This window comes from Pseudomonas sp. RA_105y_Pfl2_P56 (genome assembly GCF_963970845.1).
GTDB lineage: Bacteria > Pseudomonadota > Gammaproteobacteria > Pseudomonadales > Pseudomonadaceae > Aquipseudomonas > Aquipseudomonas baetica_A.
In genome coordinates this window covers 41,574-59,213 of sequence record NZ_CAXAPL010000031.1, presented here as the reverse complement: position 1 = coordinate 59,213, position 17,640 = coordinate 41,574, and the positions used below count along the sequence as shown (strand labels likewise).

12 protein-coding genes are annotated in these 17,640 nt (G+C 58.6%); 3 read left to right on the top strand and 9 right to left on the bottom strand.

The window, feature by feature from the left end:
• Positions 1–8: 8 nt before the first annotated feature.
• From AACY11_RS20130 to rpsU, 4 genes are all read right to left on the bottom strand, one after another.
• Positions 9–3,755, bottom strand: coding sequence for a bifunctional diguanylate cyclase/phosphodiesterase (locus AACY11_RS20130; protein ID WP_339433293.1), 3,747 nt, complete (start codon positions 3,753–3,755; stop codon positions 9–11).
• Between the two features lie 126 nt (positions 3,756–3,881).
• The gene (gene rpoD / locus AACY11_RS20125) at positions 3,882–5,729 is read right to left on the bottom strand and encodes an RNA polymerase sigma factor RpoD (RefSeq protein WP_339433294.1); all 1,848 of its coding nucleotides are present in this window, start codon (positions 5,727–5,729) and stop codon (positions 3,882–3,884) included.
• Between the two features lie 67 nt (positions 5,730–5,796).
• Positions 5,797–7,761, bottom strand: coding sequence for a DNA primase (dnaG, locus tag AACY11_RS20120; RefSeq protein WP_339433335.1), 1,965 nt, complete (start codon positions 7,759–7,761; stop codon positions 5,797–5,799).
• 486 nt (positions 7,762–8,247) lie between these two features.
• Positions 8,248–8,463 (bottom strand): 30S ribosomal protein S21, encoded by a 216-nt coding sequence (rpsU, locus tag AACY11_RS20115; protein ID WP_002551877.1) that lies wholly within the window; start codon positions 8,461–8,463, stop codon positions 8,248–8,250.
• 199 nt (positions 8,464–8,662) lie between these two features.
• Here rpsU and tsaD point away from each other — a divergent pair, with 199 nt between their 5' ends.
• Entirely contained in the window at positions 8,663–9,688 is a 1,026-nt protein-coding gene (gene tsaD / locus AACY11_RS20110; protein WP_339433295.1) for a tRNA (adenosine(37)-N6)-threonylcarbamoyltransferase complex transferase subunit TsaD, read from the top strand.
• Positions 9,689–9,711: 23 nt separating this feature from the next.
• Here the strand turns inward: tsaD and plsY are convergent, their stop codons facing one another.
• Positions 9,712–10,281: a glycerol-3-phosphate 1-O-acyltransferase PlsY gene (gene plsY, locus AACY11_RS20105; protein ID WP_339433296.1), complete on the bottom strand. Its 570-nt coding sequence runs from the start codon at positions 10,279–10,281 to the stop codon at positions 9,712–9,714.
• 74 nt (positions 10,282–10,355) lie between these two features.
• Between plsY and folB the strand changes: the two genes are divergently transcribed.
• On the top strand, positions 10,356–10,712 hold the full coding sequence (gene folB, locus AACY11_RS20100; RefSeq protein WP_056786656.1) for a dihydroneopterin aldolase: 357 nt from the start codon (positions 10,356–10,358) through the stop codon (positions 10,710–10,712).
• Positions 10,703–11,221 (top strand): 2-amino-4-hydroxy-6-hydroxymethyldihydropteridine diphosphokinase, encoded by a 519-nt coding sequence (gene folK / locus AACY11_RS20095; RefSeq protein ID WP_339495585.1) that lies wholly within the window; start codon positions 10,703–10,705, stop codon positions 11,219–11,221. Before folB ends, folK begins: the two co-directional genes overlap by 10 nt.
• 83 nt (positions 11,222–11,304) lie before the next feature.
• Here the strand turns inward: folK and AACY11_RS20090 are convergent, their stop codons facing one another.
• The 4 genes from AACY11_RS20090 to AACY11_RS20075 all read right to left on the bottom strand — a co-directional run bounded on the left by AACY11_RS20090 (position 11,305) and on the right by AACY11_RS20075 (position 17,466).
• The gene (locus tag AACY11_RS20090) at positions 11,305–12,534 is read right to left on the bottom strand and encodes a multifunctional CCA addition/repair protein (protein WP_339495584.1); all 1,230 of its coding nucleotides are present in this window, start codon (positions 12,532–12,534) and stop codon (positions 11,305–11,307) included.
• Positions 12,535–12,597: 63 nt separating this feature from the next.
• Positions 12,598–14,160: a SpoVR family protein gene (locus AACY11_RS20085; protein WP_221731106.1), complete on the bottom strand. Its 1,563-nt coding sequence runs from the start codon at positions 14,158–14,160 to the stop codon at positions 12,598–12,600.
• A complete protein-coding gene (locus tag AACY11_RS20080; protein ID WP_339495583.1) occupies positions 14,157–15,422 on the bottom strand; it encodes a YeaH/YhbH family protein in 1,266 nt (421 codons plus the stop codon). Before AACY11_RS20080 ends, AACY11_RS20085 begins: the two co-directional genes overlap by 4 nt.
• A 121-nt stretch (positions 15,423–15,543) precedes the next feature.
• Positions 15,544–17,466, bottom strand: a complete 1,923-nt coding sequence (locus tag AACY11_RS20075) for a PrkA family serine protein kinase (RefSeq protein WP_339433299.1) — start codon at positions 17,464–17,466, stop codon at positions 15,544–15,546.
• Between the last annotated feature and the right edge of the window lie 174 nt (positions 17,467–17,640).

Sequence of the window (17,640 nt, the reverse complement as noted above, 5' to 3'; positions counted from 1 at the left end):
GCCGCGGATTATAGCGATGGTTTCTCGGCTGTGCTATCCGAAAAATCCGATACGGCAATACGAAGAAACGTTGCGGCGAATTCTTCGGGCGGCAGGGGAAGGCTGACGATGTAGCCCTGGATCTGTTCGCACCCTTCGGCGGCGAGGAATTTCTGTTGGGCCTGGGTTTCCACGCCTTCGGCGATTACGGTGAATTGCATGCTCCGTCCCAGCGCGATGATGGCGCGCACAATCGCCGCGTCGTGGGGGTCGTCGGGCAGTCCGCGAACGAAAGACTGGTCGATTTTGAGGATGTCCAGCGGCAGGCGTTTGAGGTAACTGAGTGAGGAGTAGCCGGTGCCGAAGTCGTCGATCGCCAGTTGTACACCGAGGTGTTTGAGCTGGTGCAAGACGGCCAGCGCCTCTTCGGCCTGACTCATGATGAAATTTTCGGTAATTTCCAGTTGCAGTAAGCCTGGCTGCAGGCGGTTGTCCTTGAGCAGTTGTTCGATGCGTCCGAGCAGGTTTGGCTGGCGCAATTGCGCGCCGGCGAGGTTGACCGACAGCGGGCCGAGGCTTTCGTAGAGCTGATTCCACTCAAACATTTGCCGGCAGGCGGTTTCCAGCACCCAGTCGCCGATCTGCAGAATCATTCCGTTCTCTTCGGCCAATGGGATGAAGTGCTCGGGCGGTACGTCGCCGAAGGTCGGATGACGCCAGCGAATCAGTGCTTCGGCGCCCACCAGGCTGTGGTCGTCGAGACTGATTTTCGGTTGGTAATACAGATGCAACTCATCGCGTTCGATGGCCCGGCGCAGTTCGTGTTCCAGCGCCACGCGTTCGCTGGCCTGGGCGGTGAGGTCGCGGGTGTAGCTTTCGACGCGGTTGCGGCCCTTGGCTTTGGAGCGATACATCGCGGCGTCGGCGTTTTTCACCAGGGTGGCCACGTCGCAACCGTCGCGCGGATACATACTGGTGCCGATGCTGGCGCTGATGAAGAACTCGTGTTCGCCGGCCTGGAACGGTGCACCGAAGCAATTGAGCAGTTTGGTCGCGATATTGTCGGCGTCGCTCGCCTGTTGCAGGCCCGGGAGCAGGATGATGAATTCGTCGCCGCCTAGCCGCGCGACGGTGTCGATGTCGCGCACTTGTTCTTTCAACCGAACCGCGATCCCCCTGAGCAGCAGGTCACCGACGGGGTGGCCGAGGCTGTCGTTGATGTGTTTGAAGCGGTCGAGGTCCAGGAACAGCACCGCCCCTTGGCTGCCGTTTTCCTGCTGGTTGTTCAGCGCCATCAGCAAGCGGCTTTCGAACAGCGTACGGTTCGGCAGGCCGGTGAGCGGGTCGTGGTGGGCCTGGTAGTCGAGTTTGGCCTGGGCATGCTTGAGGCTGGAGATGTCGGCAAACACCGCAACGAAGTGAGTGATGAATTTGTCGCGGTTACGCACGGCGCTGATGGTCAGCCAGCTCGGATACAGTTCGCCGTTCTTGCGCCGGTTGGAAATCTCGCCCTGCCAGTGACCTTCGTGGGTCAGTTGATGCCACATGGCGGCATAAAACGCGCTGTCGTGCAGGCCCGAGGCGAGCAGGCGAGGGGTGTGGCCGAGCGCCTCGCTTTCGCTATAGCCGGTGATCTCGGTGAAGGCTCGGTTGACCGCGCTGATGTGTTGCTGGGTATCGGTGATCAATACGCCTTCGGCAGTGCTCTCGAACACGGTCGCAGCCTGTTGCAGTTTTTCCTGCATCAGGTGGCGTTCAGTGATGTCGCGGGCGATGGTCAACATGCAGTCTTCTTCGCCGATCGGCAGCGGACGGCTGGACACTTCGCACAGACGGATCTGCCCGTCGCTGCGGCGGATATGGCAGGTGAAGTCGCGGACGAAGCCGTCGCGATGCAGCAGGTCGAGCATCTGCTTGCGTTCGTTGAGGTTGACCCAGATCCCCAGGTCCAGCGCCGAGCGGTCTACCGACATCGCGCTGTTGAAGCCGGTGATGCGGCTGAAACCTTCGTTGACTTCCAGCAGCAAACCGTCGCTCTGGCGTGACAGCAGCAAACCGTCCGGTGAAGCGTGAAAGGCCTTGGCGAATTTCTCCTCCGAGGTTTGCAGTTGCTGTTGGGTTTCCTTGAGCTGAGTGATGTCGCGCACCACCACCACCAGTGCAGGCGTCGTGTCGAGGTCGAACGGCTCGGCGGAGATCAGGCCGGTGAACACCTGGCCGTTGTTGCGCCGGAAGGGCATCTCCAGGTTGCGGATGCTGCCGGCCTGCAAGCGCTGCAACAACCCCGGACCCACGCCGGGAATGCCCCAGATATTCAGGTCGGTGGCCGTCTGGCCGATGACTTCTTCGGCTTTCAGGCCTATCTGCTCCTCGAAGGCTTCGTTGACCTCCAGCAGGCAACCGTCGGATAGCCGCGCAATCACCAGAATGTCCGGACATTGCTGGAAGACCGAGGCGAATTTCTGCTCCGAGAGCCGCAAGGCTTCTTCGGTGCGCTTGGTCTCGCTGATGTCGATCATCAGTCCACGCATCACCGGTTCGTGGCCGTGTTCGATCAGGCTGACGATGTCGCGCACCCACAGACAGCGACCGTCGGCGGTGATCACCCGGTAATCGAGGCTGTGATCGCGTCCTGCCAGCACTTCGTGATCGCAGAAGCTCTGGGCGCGAGTCAGATCCGCCGGATGGATGATGTTGCGCCAGAAGCCGGGGACCAGCCAATGCGCCAGCGGATAACCGAGCAGGTCTTCAGCGTGGGGCGATACATAGCTGTAAGTGAAGTCGCTTATACGCGCCTCCCACGCAATGGCCGAAAGGCTCTCCACAAGGCCGCGATAGTGGTACTCGCTGCTGCGCAGTTCCTGTTCCAGGTCGATACGTCGGGCGATTTCCGAGCTCAGGCGCCGATTGATGCGGATGACGGCGGCCAGAATGATGACCAGCAATAACAGACCGGGAAGGCCGTAAACCAGCAAGTCAGACCAGAACGTTCGGTGATCGAGGACGTTACCGACCCAATGCTCTTGAATGCTGCTGATTTCAGCCGGGGTCATGTCTGCCAGGACTTTGTCCAGAATGCCCACCAGCATTTTGTTCTCGCGGGGCACAGCCATCGCCAGTTGATAGCGATATGGGGTTTCGCCGCTGACATACAAACCGTCGAGCTTGAGTTGACGCAGGCTCCAGACGCTTGAAGCGAGGTCGCCGACCACCGCGTCCACCTCATCGGTCGCCAGTGCCTGCAATGCCGAGCTGACATTGGGCATGGCGACAAGATTCAGGTCCGGGTGGTTGAGGCGAAGCAATTCGTGGGGCGCATAGTTTTTCACTACGGCAATTTTCAGGCCGTAGAGGTCTTCTATCTTGCGCGGTTGCGCGCCGCCGACATGGGACAGAATGACAATCGGGAAGTCGAGGTAAGGGCGGGTGAACGACAGGTAGTTCTGGCGCTCCGGGGTGGACATGATCCCCGGCAGCAGGTCGATCTTGCCGCTTTTGACCTGTTCCAGGACTTGCGTCCAGCTCGAAGGCTCGATGGGGGTGAGCTTGATCGCCAGACGCTGGCGTATGACGTCGATGTAGTCAGCCGCCAAGCCCTGATAGCGTGCCTGGTCATCGCGAAACTCAAAGGGCGGCCACGATGCATCCACACCCAGGTGCAAGTCGGGGTGAGCCGCCAGCCAGCTACGTTCTTCATCGGTCAGAGTCAGCGCGGCAGCCGTTGCGGTCCAGATCATCAGTGACAGCAAAAAAAGCACGGACGCCAGTCTGGGCATAACGCTCTCGTTATGGCTCAAGGGTGATTGTTTCGAGTGTAGACGGGGTATGCGGGGGGAGGGGGGAGCGAGGACTTTAATCTTCCACATAAACAAAACCCCCGGCCTGGGCCGGGGGTTCTGGTATCACTCGTCGAGGAAGGAGCGCAGATGCTCGCTTCGCGTCGGGTGGCGCAACTTGCGTAGCGCCTTGGCTTCGATCTGACGGATCCGCTCACGGGTCACGTCAAACTGTTTGCCGACTTCTTCAAGCGTATGGTCGGTGTTCATGTCGATACCGAAACGCATGCGCAGTACCTTGGCTTCACGAGCAGTGAGGCCGGACAGTACGTCACGGGTCGCTTCTTTAAGGCTCTCAACAGTGGCGACATCGATTGGCGACTGCATGGTCGAGTCTTCGATGAAGTCACCCAGATGGGAGTCTTCGTCATCACCGATCGGGGTTTCCATGGAGATCGGCTCTTTAGCGATCTTCAATACCTTGCGGATCTTGTCCTCAGGCATTTCCATGCGCTCGCCCAGCTCTTCCGGGGTCGGTTCGCGACCCATTTCCTGCAACATCTGGCGGGAAATACGGTTGAGCTTGTTGATCGTCTCGATCATGTGCACCGGAATACGGATGGTGCGGGCCTGGTCGGCAATCGAGCGAGTGATCGCTTGACGGATCCACCAGGTGGCATAAGTCGAGAACTTGTAACCGCGGCGGTATTCGAACTTGTCCACCGCTTTCATCAAACCGATGTTGCCTTCCTGGATCAGATCGAGGAATTGCAGGCCGCGGTTGGTGTACTTCTTGGCGATCGAGATCACCAGACGCAAGTTCGCTTCAACCATCTCTTTCTTCGCGCGGCGGGCCTTGGCCTCACCGATCGACATGCGACGGTTGATGTCCTTGATTTCTGCGATGGTCAGACCGGTTTCGGTTTCCAGCGCGATCAGTTTCTGCTGGCAACGAATGATGTCCGGCTGAACACGGCCGATGGCTTCGGCGTACTTGCTCTTGCCTTTGGCCAGGGCGTCGGACCAGCTTTCGTCAACTTCGTTGCTCGGGAATTGGCGCAGGAAATCGGTGCGAGGCATGCGTGCATCACGTACGCACAGCTGCATGATCGCGCGCTCTTGCTGACGCAGGCGATCCAGGGCACTGCGAACACGCTCGACCAGGCCTTCGAATTGCTTCGGGACCAGTTTGATCGGCATGAACAGCTCGGCCAGAGCCAGCAGCTCGGCAATCGCTGCCTTGTTGCTGCGACCGTGCTTTTTCAGAGCCTTGCGCGTGATTTCCATCTGATCGGACACAGCGCCGAAACGCTGGGCAGCGATAACCGGATCCGGACCGCTTTCGGCTTCTTCTTCGTCATCGGAAGAATCGGCTTCATCGTCGTCGGAATCGTCGTCCGCTTTCACGGCCTTCGGATCGACAGGCGGCGGCACTTCTGCCGCAGGCGGCGCGATGCCGTCGTCCGGGTCGATATAACCGCTCAGAACGTCGGACAGGCGACCACCTTCGGTGGTGACGCGGGTGTACTCCGAGAGAATGTGGTCAACCGTGCCAGGGAAGTGCGCGATCGCGCCCATCACTTCACGGATGCCCTCTTCGATCCGCTTGGCGATTTCGATTTCGCCTTCACGAGTCAGAAGCTCGACCGTACCCATTTCGCGCATGTACATGCGCACCGGGTCGGTGGTGCGACCGATATCGGTCTCCACCGCTGCCAACGCAGCGGCTGCTTCTTCCGCAGCGGCCTCGTCGGTATCGGCGTCGGCCAACATAAGGGCGTCCGCATCCGGAGCACTCTCGTGTACGGGGATCCCCATATCGTTAATCATGCGGATGATGTCTTCCACCTGCTCCGGATCTGAAATATCCTCGGGCAGGTGGTCGTTGACCTCGGCGTAAGTCAGATACTTCTGCTCACGACCCAGTTTGATCAACTCAATAATACGAGACTGCTGTTGCGCTTTTCCGGACATAACACCCTATCCACTGAAGGTCTTGGCGGGCAAAAAACAAGCCGAGGATTATACCTGAGCTATGACCTCACGCGCCAGTTGAGGTCGGGTTTGATGCGGAAACATTGCGACTCAATAGGTCGCGCAGTTGATTTTTCTCTTCGATACTCAGTTCGCTTTGACGCGCTTTGCTGAGCAACTGTTCCAGATTTCGCTCGCGTTGGCGGGCTGACAAGCTAGTAATGGTGTCGAAAAACTGTTGTTCAAGGTTATCTCCGTCAATCAACCACTCCTTTTCTGCCAGCGCCTTGAGCAAGCGACCCTGTTCAGTGCCGTGCCATCGTGCGATCAACTGAAATGAGTTTAGCTTGGGATTCTTCTGTACGGCTTCGAGCAGCGCCACAAGCAACTGGGCGTTGGTCTGATTTTCGTCCGCGATGTGCCCGGCGTCTTCGACGCGCTCGGCCAATTGCGGGTGATGGAGCAGTGTGCGCAGGGCCGTCAGGGTCGGTGACTCCACGCCGATGGGCGTGCGCGGGCGTTGTTGATCACGATCGCCGCCGCGCTTGCCATTCTTGTCCCAGGGTTTCTTGTCCCACTTCTTGCCGCCGGCGCCGGGTTTCTTCGGCGTCCACTCCTGCTGCGGCACATACATGTCCTGTGCCTGCGGCTGATGGTAGTCGCTGTAGTCCGGCATTGCGTCGTAATCGATGCCCGGATCGTAGGCGGGTGGCGCTTCCTGCGGCGCACTTTGCGCCAGTTGACTGACGGTTTCGCTGCTCAGGCCGGTGATTTCGGTCAAGCGCTGACGCATCAGGATGCGCAGGTTGGCGCCCGGTACTTTGTCGATCAACGGTGCGGCGAGGGTGGCCATGTGGGCCTTGCCTTCGAGTGAGCGTGGATCGGCCTCTTCTGTCAGTTGCTGGAAAAAATAATCCGCCAGCGGTTGGGCGTGCTGATTGATTCGGGCTTTGAAAGCATCGGTGCCTTCGGCGCGGACCAGGGTGTCCGGGTCTTCGCCCTCGGGCAGGAACAGGAATCGCGCGCGGCGACCGTCTTGCAGGCTCGACAGTGTTGCTTCGAGTGCGCGCCAGGCGGCGTTGCGGCCGGCCTGGTCGCCGTCAAAGCAGAACAGTACGTTCGGCACGACGCGGAACAAGCGCTTCAAGTGCTCTTCGCTGGTGGCGGTGCCCAGTGTCGCGACAGCATTGCGCAAGCCTTGCTGGGCGAGGGCGATGACGTCCATGTAGCCCTCGACGACGATTATTTCGTCGAGGTTGCGGTTGTTCTTGCGTGCTTCATAAAGGCCGTAGAGTTCCTGGCCTTTATGGAATACCGGGGTTTCCGGCGAGTTCAGGTATTTGGGCTTGTCATCGCCGAGCACGCGCCCACCGAAAGCGATGATCCGGCCTCGGGTGTCGCGGATCGGGAACATCACGCGATCACGGAAGCGGTCATAGCGTTTGCCGGTTTCGGCGTTCTCGATCAGCAGGCCGGCGTCGATCATGGCTTTTTGCTGCAATGTGTCGCTGCTCAAATGCTTGAGCAGGTTATCCCAGCCGGGCGGTGCGAAGCCGAGGCCGAAATCCCGAGCGATCTCGCCAGTCAGGCCACGGCCCTTGAGGTAATCCACTGCGGCTTTGCGCGATGGATGGCTCTTCAGTGCCTGCCGGTAAAAGTCGGCGGCGGCGCTAAGCAGCGGATACAGCGGCGAGTCGGTCGGCTGTCGCGGTTTGTGCTGACGGCCACCTTCTTCGCGGGGGATTTCCATGCCGGCAGCTTTCGCCAGATCTTCGATAGCCTGGGGGAAGTCCAGGTTGTCATGATCCATAAGAAAGCCGAGGGCATTACCGCCAGCGCCGCAGCCAAAGCAGTAATAGAACTGCTTGTCGGGACTGACACTGAACGAGGGGGTTTTCTCTTTGTGAAACGGGCAGCAGGCGGTGTAGTTCTTGCCGGCTTTTTTCAGTTGCACACGCGAGCTGACCACGTCGACGATGTCGGTGCGGTTCAGGAGGTCGTCAATAAAGCTCTGGGGAATCAGCCCGGCCATGGCGTTCTCGTCGTCTGCGCTGTAATAAGTCCGATGCGAAGGGCGGCCGAACACGGTTCGTTGCTCGAAGCGCGCAAAATGTGCGGCTCGACCGGTGTCGTCTGCTTGATCGCTGTCGGGAAGTGTATCTGCCGAAAATCCACTGACGTTAATGCCTATCAGTTTTCGACTATTTGAAAGTGTTGCGCTGAATCCGCTGACGGCCGGTTAATGGCCTCGGATAGCTCAATAAAACGGGCACGCATGCAGGTGCCTTGGGCTGATCGTCGTTAGAGAAATCAGTGGGTGTGCTCGTCAGTAGCCTTGAAAGGCTCGTCAGAAAAGACGTGCACCGCTGGCAAAAGAGCCAGGCCTGACGCGGTGAAGCAGATTTGTCTAAGTCGCGTCTGCGGCTTCGACGGTGAAGCATCAAGCGTTTTACGCAAATGCCATTAGCCCGGCTGAGGGCCGGGCTTAGGCAAGAAGCTTGCTACGAACGTCTGTGTATTAGTACAGACGAACGGCGCGGCGCTGTTCGCGCTGAACTTTCTTGGCGTGACGCTTAACAGCGGCTGCTGCTTTACGCTTACGCTCAGAAGTTGGCTTCTCGTAAAATTCGCGGCTACGAACTTCAGCCAGTACACCGGCTTTTTCGCAGGAGCGCTTGAAACGACGCAGAGCTACGTCGAAGGGTTCGTTCTCTTTAACTTTGACGGCTGGCATCCAGAGCTACCTTCATTCATTACCGGGGTCAACATCCTCGCGGCAAAAGAGCACTTGAAGACGTCGGTTTTTAAGGGTTGCGGATGTTAACCCCTCATCGCTCGGAATGCAAAGCCTCTGATCGAAAACCGCTGGCCGGGGCATCACGCGGCGACTATTATGCGCGCCTTCGAATTCAGCCTAAACAAGGCGCAAACCCATGCTAGTACTGGGATTAGAAACCTCCTGCGACGAAACCGGTGTCGCATTATATGACAGTGAACGCGGCTTGCTGGCCGACGCATTGTTCAGTCAGATCGACTTGCATCGTGCCTACGGCGGTGTGGTGCCTGAGCTGGCCTCGCGTGATCACGTCAAACGCATGCTGCCCTTGATTCGTCAGGTGTTGGCCGAGGCTGACTGCGTGCCCACCGAGATCGATGCGATCGCTTATACCGCAGGTCCTGGCCTGGTGGGTGCGCTACTGGTCGGCGCTTCTTGCGCACAAGCGCTGGCCTTTGCCTGGGGCATTCCGGCGCTGGGTGTGCACCACATGGAAGGCCATTTGCTGGCGCCGATGCTGGAACCGAAACCGCCGCAATTCCCGTTCGTCGCTTTGTTGGTCTCCGGTGGCCATACGCAGTTGGTTCAGGTCGATGGCATTGGCCGATACAGCCTGCTCGGCGAGACCCTTGATGACGCCGCCGGTGAAGCTTTCGACAAAACCGCGAAAATGATGGGCCTCAATTACCCGGGCGGGCCGGAAATCGCCAAGCTGGCGGAAAAGGGTGTCGCGGGACGTTTTACTTTTCCGCGTCCGATGTGCGATCGCCCGGGGCTTGATTTCAGCTTCAGTGGTCTGAAAACCTTCGCACTCAACACTTGGCAGCAGTGCGTCAGCGCCGGGGACGACGGCGAGCAAGCCCGCTGCGACATCGCGCTGGCGTTCCAGCAGGCCGTGGTGGAGACTCTGACCATCAAGTGCAAGCGTGCCCTGAAACAGGCCGGCATGAAGCGTTTGGTGATCGCCGGTGGCGTCAGCGCCAACAAGGCATTGCGCGTTTCGCTGGAGAAAATGCTCGGCGACATGAAGGGCGACGTGTTTTATGCGCGCCCCGAGTTTTGTACCGACAATGGCGCGATGATTGCGTTTGCCGGCTGCCAGCGTTTGCAAGCCGGTCAGCAGGAAAGCCTGGCGATCAGCGTGCAGGCGCGCTGGCCGATGGAGCAGTTGTCGGCGTTGTAATGAGCGTCGCTCTTGAACGGTATTTAGAAATGCCGTTCGCGCCCGGCAAACAGGTCGCGTAGATTGCCGCGGTGGCGCCAGACGATGAGCAGTGTCAATGCGCACATCGGCAACAGCGCCTCCGGTTCCTGCCAGGCGAGCAACGGCAGGGTCAGCGGTGTCGCAATCAGGGCCGCCAGCGAGCTGGTACGGGTCAGGTAGAACGTCAGCAGCCAGGCGCACACCGCCAGCAGGGCTGCGGGCGGATACAGCCCCAGCAGCATGCCGGCAGCAGTGGCGACACCTTTGCCGCCGCGAAAACGGAAATACAGCGGGAACAGGTGACCGATCACGGCGCACACGCCGATCCAGGCCTGATCTTGCAGCGACAGGCCTGCTGCGGATGCGATCAGGACTGGCAGCAGGCCTTTGCACAGATCACCCAGCAGGGTCAGGATCGCCAGTTTGCGACCGGCCAGGCGCAGCATGTTGGTGGCGCCAGCATTACCCGAGCCACTCATTCGCGGATCCGGGTTTCCGGTCAGGCGGCTGAGCAAAATGGCGAAGGACAGCGAGCCGAGCAGGTAGGCGAGAGTCGCCAGTAACCAAAACATGCTAACTATTCCGGGCGAGGACGCCCTGATTCTAACGGCGCATTGCGCCCTTGTCGTGCAGCGGAGAAAAGTGCTTGGACAGAGTATTTATCGAGGGCCTGGAAGTTGACACCGTCATCGGTGCCTACGACTGGGAGCGCGGCATCCGACAGTGCCTGCGTCTTGATCTGAGCTTCGCCTGGGACAATCGCCCGGCCGCCGCCGGTGACGACCTGACCCTGGCGCTCGACTACGCTAGCGTTTCCACGCGTATTCAGGCTTTTGCCGAGCAGGCGCAGTTTCAGTTGGTCGAGACCTTCGCTGAGCGTCTGGTCGAGGTGCTGATGACTGAATTCAAGATCACTTGGGTGCGTCTGAAGCTGACCAAGCCTGGCGCCGTGCCGGCCGCCAAAGGCGGAGTGGGTGTGGAGATCGAGCGCGGATGTCGCTGACTCAGGTCTATCTCGGGCTCGGTAGTAACATCGAGCGCGAAACCCATTTGCGTGCCGGTCTTGATGCGCTGGCCACGTTTCTGGTGGGTATCCGCTGTTCGGCGGTGTTCGAGAGCCAGCCGGTAGGCGTCAAGAGCGGGCCGTTCTTCAATTTCGTGGTCTCGGCGTTTACCGATTTGCCGTTGATGGAGCTGGATCGCCGGTTGAAATTCATTGAGGCCGATAACGGCCGTTATGCCCCGGATCGCAAGGGGTTGCCGCTGGATATCGACGTGCTGTTGTACGGCGATCTGGCGGGCAATTTCGACGGGCTGGTGCTGCCCCGAGCCGAAATTTTGAAAAATGCCTTTGTGTTGTGGCCGTTGTCGTTGATTGCCCCGGATCGCGTGCATCCGGGTGTGGGAAAAAGCTTCGCGACGTTGTGGGCTGAGGCACAGATTGATCAGGTCTTGGCGCCGGTGAGGTTTGAGTGGCGGGGTGAGCAATTGACCCCTTCAGTTCTGTGTTGACCTGACTGACACCTTCGCGAGCAAGTCAGCGCCCGCATTGGAGCGCATGTTACCTGTGAGCGCTGGCTTGCTCGCGAAGCTGTTCAGCAGGCCGAAGCTTCCTTGTAAGTCTTCAAGGCCTTGAGCCGCTCGCGCTTGAGCGCCTCGCCCAGTTCCGGGCCCTTGAATCCCTTCTCCAGCAACGGTTGCACCGCCACACCTCGCGCCACTGTTGCGGCGCCACGCAAGTAATCGGCCTGTGGATAACTGCGCTGCTCCAACCCTTTACGGCCTCGCGCATCCATCTCGCAGGCGGCAATGAACTCCTCAAAACGCTGCGGTCGGCGATACACGTCAAAACTCTGCAATAACTCCAGCAATGTCGATGCTTTCAACTCCAGAGCGCGGTGGCCATGGGTGTGATACTGGCCAACCAGCACGGCCAGTTCCTGGCAATCTTTCGGCGCCTTGAACCGCGCGTTGACGGCTTTGATCAGCTTCAGCCCTTTGTGCTCGTGGGCAATGTGCCGCGGCCATTCTTCTTCAGGGGTCAGGCCTTTGCCGAGGTCGTGCAGCAGGCAGGCCCAGCGCACGGTCAGTGGTTGCTTGTGCAGCGCTGATTGCTCCAGCACGCTCAACGTGTGAATGCCGCTATCGATTTCCGGGTGATGAATTTCCGGTTGCGGTACGCCAAACAGCGCGTTGACTTCCGGCATCAGCACCTTCAAAGCGCCGCATTCGCGCAGCACCTCAATGAACACCTGTGGCTGATTTTCCATCAGTGCCCGGGAGATTTCTTTCCAGCTGCGTTCAGCCGTCAGCGCCTCCAGTTCGCCCGAATCGCTGAGCTGACTCATCAGCTCCAGGGTCTCGGGTGCAATGCTGAAACCCAGCTCGGCGTATCGGGCCGCGAAGCGTGCAACGCGCAGTACACGGAGTGGATCTTCGGCGAACGCCGGAGAAACGTGGCGCAGAACTCGAGCCTCCAGATCGCGCTGGCCATGGTACGGATCGGTCAGATTTTGCTGATCGTCCTCGGCCATGGCGTTGATGGTCAGGTCACGGCGGATCAGGTCTTCTTCAAGTGTGACTTCGGGACTGGCGTGGAAAGTAAAACCGCCATAGCCACGACCGCTTTTGCGCTCAGTGCGGGCGAGGGCGTATTCCTCGCCGCTTTTTGGGTGAAGAAACACCGGGAAGTCTGCGCCAACCGGGCGATAACCCTTGGCGAGCATTTCTTCCGTAGTAGCGCCAACGACCACCCAATCGACATCGGTGACCGGTTTGCCCAGCAAGCGATCACGTACTGCACCGCCAACCTTGAAAATCTGCATAAAAAACCTCCGTTAGCCCGACAGGATAACCCTTGCGTCGGACTTTCGGAGGCCGCTAGCGGATCAAAGATGAATGACGGCCAGGTCGAGTCGACCGTAATCCCCTTCGCTGTGTTCACTGCGTGGCGGTACGTGATGGGTTTTCATGATCTGGTCGCCTTGCAGGGTTTCCAGATGAATGTCGAAGCCCCACAAGCGATGCAAGTGCTTGAGCACCTCGTCAGTGGAGTCACCCAGCGGTTTGCGGTCGTGTTGCTGGTGGCGCAGGGTCAGCGAGCGGTCGCCGCGACGATCGATGCTGTATATCTGCACGTTCGGTTCACGATTGCCGAGGTTGTACTGCGCAGCCAGGGTTTCGCGAATGATCCGGTAACCGGTTTCGTCGTGAATCGCCGGCACCAATAGATCGTCCTTTTGATCGTCATCGAGGATGCTGAACAGCTTGAGATCGCGGATCACCTTCGGTGACAGGTACTGAAGGATGAAGCTTTCGTCCTTGAAACTGCTCATGGCGAACTTGATGGACGACAACCAGTCAGTCCCGGCGATCTCGGGGAACCAGTGACGGTCTTCTTCTGTGGGTTCTTCGCACATGCGGCGAATGTCACGGTACATGGCAAAGCCGAGTGCGTAGGGGTTGATGCCGTTGTAGTAAGGGCTGTCGAAGCCTGGCTGGAACACCACGCTGGTATGCGATGTGAGAAATTCCATCATGAAACCATCGGTGACCAGACCCTCGTCGTACAGGTCGTTCATCAACGTGTAGTGCCAGAACGTCGCCCAGCCCTCGTTCATTACCTGAGTCTGGCGTTGCGGATAGAAATACTGGGCGATCTTGCGCACGATCCGCACGATTTCGCGCTGCCACGGCTCCAGCAACGGCGCGTGTTTCTCGATGAAGTAGAGAATGTTTTCCTGCGGCTCGGCCGGGAAGCGGGCGTTATCCTTGTCGCTGTACTTGTCGGCGCCTTTGGGGATGGTGCGCCACAGATCGTTGATCTGCTTCTGCAGGTGTTCTTCGCGATCCTTCTGCCGCCGGCGTTCTTCTTCGGCGGAAATCGGATAAGGGCGTTTGTAGCGGTCGACGCCGTAGTTCATCAGTGCGTGGCAGGAGTCGAGCAGGTCTTCTACCGCATCAATGCCATGGCGTTCTTCACATTGCATGATGTACTGCTTGGCGAACACCAGATAATCGATGATCGAACTGGCGTCGGTCCAGGTGCGGAACAGGTAGTTGCCCTTGAAGAAACTGTTGTGGCCATAGCAGGCATGGGCCACCACCAGAGCCTGCATGCAGATGGTGTTTTCCTCCATCAGATAGGCGATGCACGGATCGGAGTTGATGACGATCTCGTACGCCAGCCCCATCTGCCCGCGGCTGTATGATTTTTCGGTGCTGAGGAAGTGTTTGCCGTAGGACCAGTGGTGGTAACCCAGCGGCATGCCGACCGAAGCGTACGCATCCATCATTTGCTCGGCGGTGATCACTTCGATCTGGTTGGGGTAGGTGTCCAGCGCATAGCCCGCCGCGATGCGGGCGATCTCGCGGTCGTAGGTCTGGATCAGCTCGAATGTCCATTCGGAGCCGGTGGAAATGGGTTGGCGCTTCTGCTCTTTGGCGGTCATGTCACTAACCTGCGCTGGAAGAGTTCACGGAAGACCGGATAGATATCCCCGGCCGAGACCAGTTGCTGTTGGGCAAACGTGTCAGAGAAGGCTTCGGCGATACGTTCGTATTCGTACCACAAGGCCTGATGTTCGCGCGGGGTGATTTCCACATAAGTGTAGTACTGCACAAACGGCATGATCTGGTTGATCAGGATGTCGCGGCAGATCGGTGAGTCGTCGTTCCAGTTGTCGCCGTCGGAAGCCTGAGCCGCGTAGATGTTCCACTCGTTGCTCGGATAGCGCTCGGCCATGATCTCCTGCATCATTTTCAAGGCGCTGGAGACGATGGTGCCCCCGGTTTCCCGCGAGTAGAAAAACTCCTCTTCGTCGACTTCACGGGCACTGGTGTGGTGACGGATGAACACCACGTCGATCTTGTCGTAGTTTCGCTTCAAAAACAGGTACAGCAGGATGAAAAAGCGCTTGGCGATGTCCTTGGTCGCCTGGGTCATGGAGCCGGAGACGTCCATCAGGCAGAACATCACCGCTTTGGAGCTTGGATTCGGCTGCTTGACCAGCAAGTTGTATTTAAGGTCAAAGGTGTCGAGAAACGGCACGCGATGGATGCGCGCGCTGAGTTTTTCGATCTCCGTCTCGATTTCCTGAATGTCGCCGAAGTTGTCTGGCTCCTCGCGCTTGAGGCGCGCCAGTTCTTCTTTGGCTTCACGCAGTTTTGCGCGGCTGCTGCCGGACAGGGCGATGCGCCGCGCATGAGCTGAGCGCAGGGTGCGGATGATGTTGATGCGTGAGGGATTACCTTCGTTACTGATCCCCGCGCGAACGGTCTTGAACGTGTCAGTACCGGTCAGATTGCGTTTGACCAGGTTGGGCAGTTCGAGGTCTTCGAACATGAATTCGAGGAATTCTTCCTGAGTGATCTGGAAGACGAACTCGTCCATGCCCTCGCCAGAGTTGCCGGCCTTGCCCGGTCCACGTCCGCCGCCCGGTGGGCGAGCGATGTGTTCGCCGGCGGTGAATTCCTTGTTGCCGGGATGAACAACCGTCTGCTTGCCGCCGCGACCATGGTGAAGTACCGGTTCATCGATGTCGCGACCGGGAATGCTGATCTGCTCGCCGTGCTCCATATCGGTAATGGAGCGCCGGCTGACCGCCTCTTCGACAGCCTTCTTGATGTGGTCACGGTAACGTCGCAGAAAGCGCTGACGGTTCACCGTGCTCTTGTTCTTGCCATTGAGACGTCGGTCGATTACATAGCTCATAGGCCCCTCCGGGGAGCTTGAAGTCGTAAGCCTCAAGCTGCAAGCGATGCGCCGTCAGTTCCCGATATCGGGGCTCACCCGCTTTTCTCTTGCAGCTTGCAGCTAGAAGCTTGCAACTGCTTCACTGCGACTTCCGGACCCGTAGGTACCATTCGGAAAGTAGCCGTACCTGTTTGTCGGTGTAGCCACGTTCGACCATTCGTGTAACGAAGTCGTTGTGCTTTTGTTGATCCTCCTTGCTGGCCTTGGCGTTGAAGCTGATGACCGGCAGCAGGTCTTCGGTGTTCGAGAACATTTTCTTCTCGATGACCACCCGCAGTTTTTCGTAGCTGAGCCAGGTCGGGTTCTTGCCGTTGTTGTTGGCCCGTGCGCGCAGTACGAAGTTGACGATCTCGTTGCGAAAATCCTTCGGATTGCTGATGCCGGCCGGTTTTTCGATTTTTTCCAGTTCTTCGTTCAGGGCTACGCGGTTGAGAATCTCGCCGGTTTCCGGATCGCGGTATTCCTGATCCTGAATCCAGAAGTCTGCGTACAGCACGTAGCGGTCGAAAATGTTCTGGCCGTACTCGCTGTAGGATTCCAGGTACGCGGTCTGAATCTCCTTGCCGATGAACTCGATGTAGCGCGGTGCCAGGTATTCCTTCAGATAACGCAGATAGCGCTCGCGCGTCTCGGCCTGAAACTGCTCCTGTTCGATCTGCTGTTCCAGGACGTAGAGCAGGTGCACCGGGTTGGCGGCGATTTCATGGGGATCGAAGTTGAAGACTTTCGACAGGATCTTGAACGCGAAGCGGGTCGACAGGCCGTTCATCCCCTCGTCGACGCCGGCCGAGTCGCGGTACTCCTGAATCGATTTGGCTTTTGGGTCGGTGTCCTTGAGGTTTTCGCCGTCGTACACGCGCATTTTCGAATAGATGTTGGAGTTTTCCGGCTCCTTGAGGCGTGACAGCACGGTGAACTGCGCCAGCATCTTCAAGGTGTCGGGCGCGCAGTGGGCCTTGGCCAGGGAGCTGTTGAACAGCAGCTTGTCGTAGATTTTTACTTCATCGCTGACTCGCAGGCAGTACGGCACCTTGACGATGTAGATCCGGTCGATGAACGCCTCGTTGTTCTTGTTGTTGCGGAAGGTATGCCATTCCGACTCGTTGGAGTGGGCGAGCAGAATCCCGGTGAACGGAATCGCGCCCAGACCTTCGGTACTGTTGTAGTTGCCTTCCTGTGTGGCGGTCAGCAACGGGTGGAGCACCTTGATTGGTGCCTTGAACATTTCGACGAATTCCATCAGGCCCTGGTTGGCCCGGCACAGCGCACCCGAATAGCTGTAGGCGTCCGCGTCGTTCTGTGGGTATTCCTCGAGTTTACGGATGTCGACCTTGCCGACCAGCGCCGAAATATCCTGGTTGTTCTCGTCACCCGGTTCGGTTTTGGCCACGGCGATCTGGTTGAGGATCGACGGGTACAGCTTGACCACGCGGAACTGGCTGATGTCGCCGCCGAATTCGGCCAGGCGTTTGGTTGCCCATGGCGACATGATGGTGTTCAGGTAGCGCCGAGGGATGCCGAAGTCCTCTTCGAGGATCGCGCCATCTTCGGTGGCGTTGAACAGACCCAGCGGAGACTCGAATACCGGCGAGCCCTTGATTGCATAGAAAGGCACTTTTTCCATCAGCTGTTTCAGCTTCTCGGCCAGGGACGATTTACCGCCACCGACTGGGCCGAGCAGATAGAGGATCTGTTTCTTCTCTTCCAGGCCTTGGGCGGCATGGCGGAAATACGAGACGATCTGGTCGATGCATTCTTCCATCCCGTGGAAGTCTTCAAAGGCCGGATAGCGACGGATCACCTTGTTGGAGAAGATGCGTGACAGCCTCGAATTGGTCGAGGTGTCGAGCAGTTCCGGTTCGCCAATAGCCATTAACAGACGCTCGGCGGCGGAAACATAGGCGCTGCGATCCGTTTTGCACAGCTCCAGGTACTCCTGCAGTGAGAGTTCTTCCTGGCGTGTGGACTCGAAGCGTTGTTGGAAGTGGCTAAAGATACTCATGACGTCACCTCGCTCGATACGTGGAGCCGACGCCGGATCAGTCAGTCGATGCTGGCAAGCGGCCGTCGTGGCTGCTTGTTTACCCCCCAGAACACTTTCGCGGTCGACAACCTTGAAAGTCACTCCCGATGACCCGTGCGCCGGTGTACCGGCTCTCCCCTGTTTTGGATGGCC

Bases quoted from the DNA above. Each gene is read 5' to 3' on its own strand.
- AACY11_RS20090 (WP_339495584.1), bottom strand. From the start codon at position 12,534: ATGCAGATTTTCAAGGTTGGCGGTGCAGTACGTGATCGCTTGCTGGGC.
- AACY11_RS20085 (WP_221731106.1), bottom strand. From the start codon at position 14,160: ATGACCGCCAAAGAGCAGAAGCGCCAACCCATTTCCACCGGCTCCGAA.
- plsY (WP_339433296.1), bottom strand. From the start codon at position 10,281: ATGTTTTGGTTACTGGCGACTCTCGCCTACCTGCTCGGCTCGCTGTCC.
- AACY11_RS20075 (WP_339433299.1), bottom strand. From the start codon at position 17,466: ATGAGTATCTTTAGCCACTTCCAACAACGCTTCGAGTCCACACGCCAG.
- tsaD (WP_339433295.1), top strand. From the start codon at position 8,663: ATGCTAGTACTGGGATTAGAAACCTCCTGCGACGAAACCGGTGTCGCA.
- rpsU (WP_002551877.1), bottom strand. From the start codon at position 8,463: ATGCCAGCCGTCAAAGTTAAAGAGAACGAACCCTTCGACGTAGCTCTG.
- folK (WP_339495585.1), top strand. From the start codon at position 10,703: ATGTCGCTGACTCAGGTCTATCTCGGGCTCGGTAGTAACATCGAGCGC.
- AACY11_RS20080 (WP_339495583.1), bottom strand. From the start codon at position 15,422: ATGAGCTATGTAATCGACCGACGTCTCAATGGCAAGAACAAGAGCACG.
- AACY11_RS20130 (WP_339433293.1), bottom strand. From the start codon at position 3,755: ATGCCCAGACTGGCGTCCGTGCTTTTTTTGCTGTCACTGATGATCTGG.
- rpoD (WP_339433294.1), bottom strand. From the start codon at position 5,729: ATGTCCGGAAAAGCGCAACAGCAGTCTCGTATTATTGAGTTGATCAAA.
- dnaG (WP_339433335.1), bottom strand. From the start codon at position 7,761: ATGGCCGGGCTGATTCCCCAGAGCTTTATTGACGACCTCCTGAACCGC.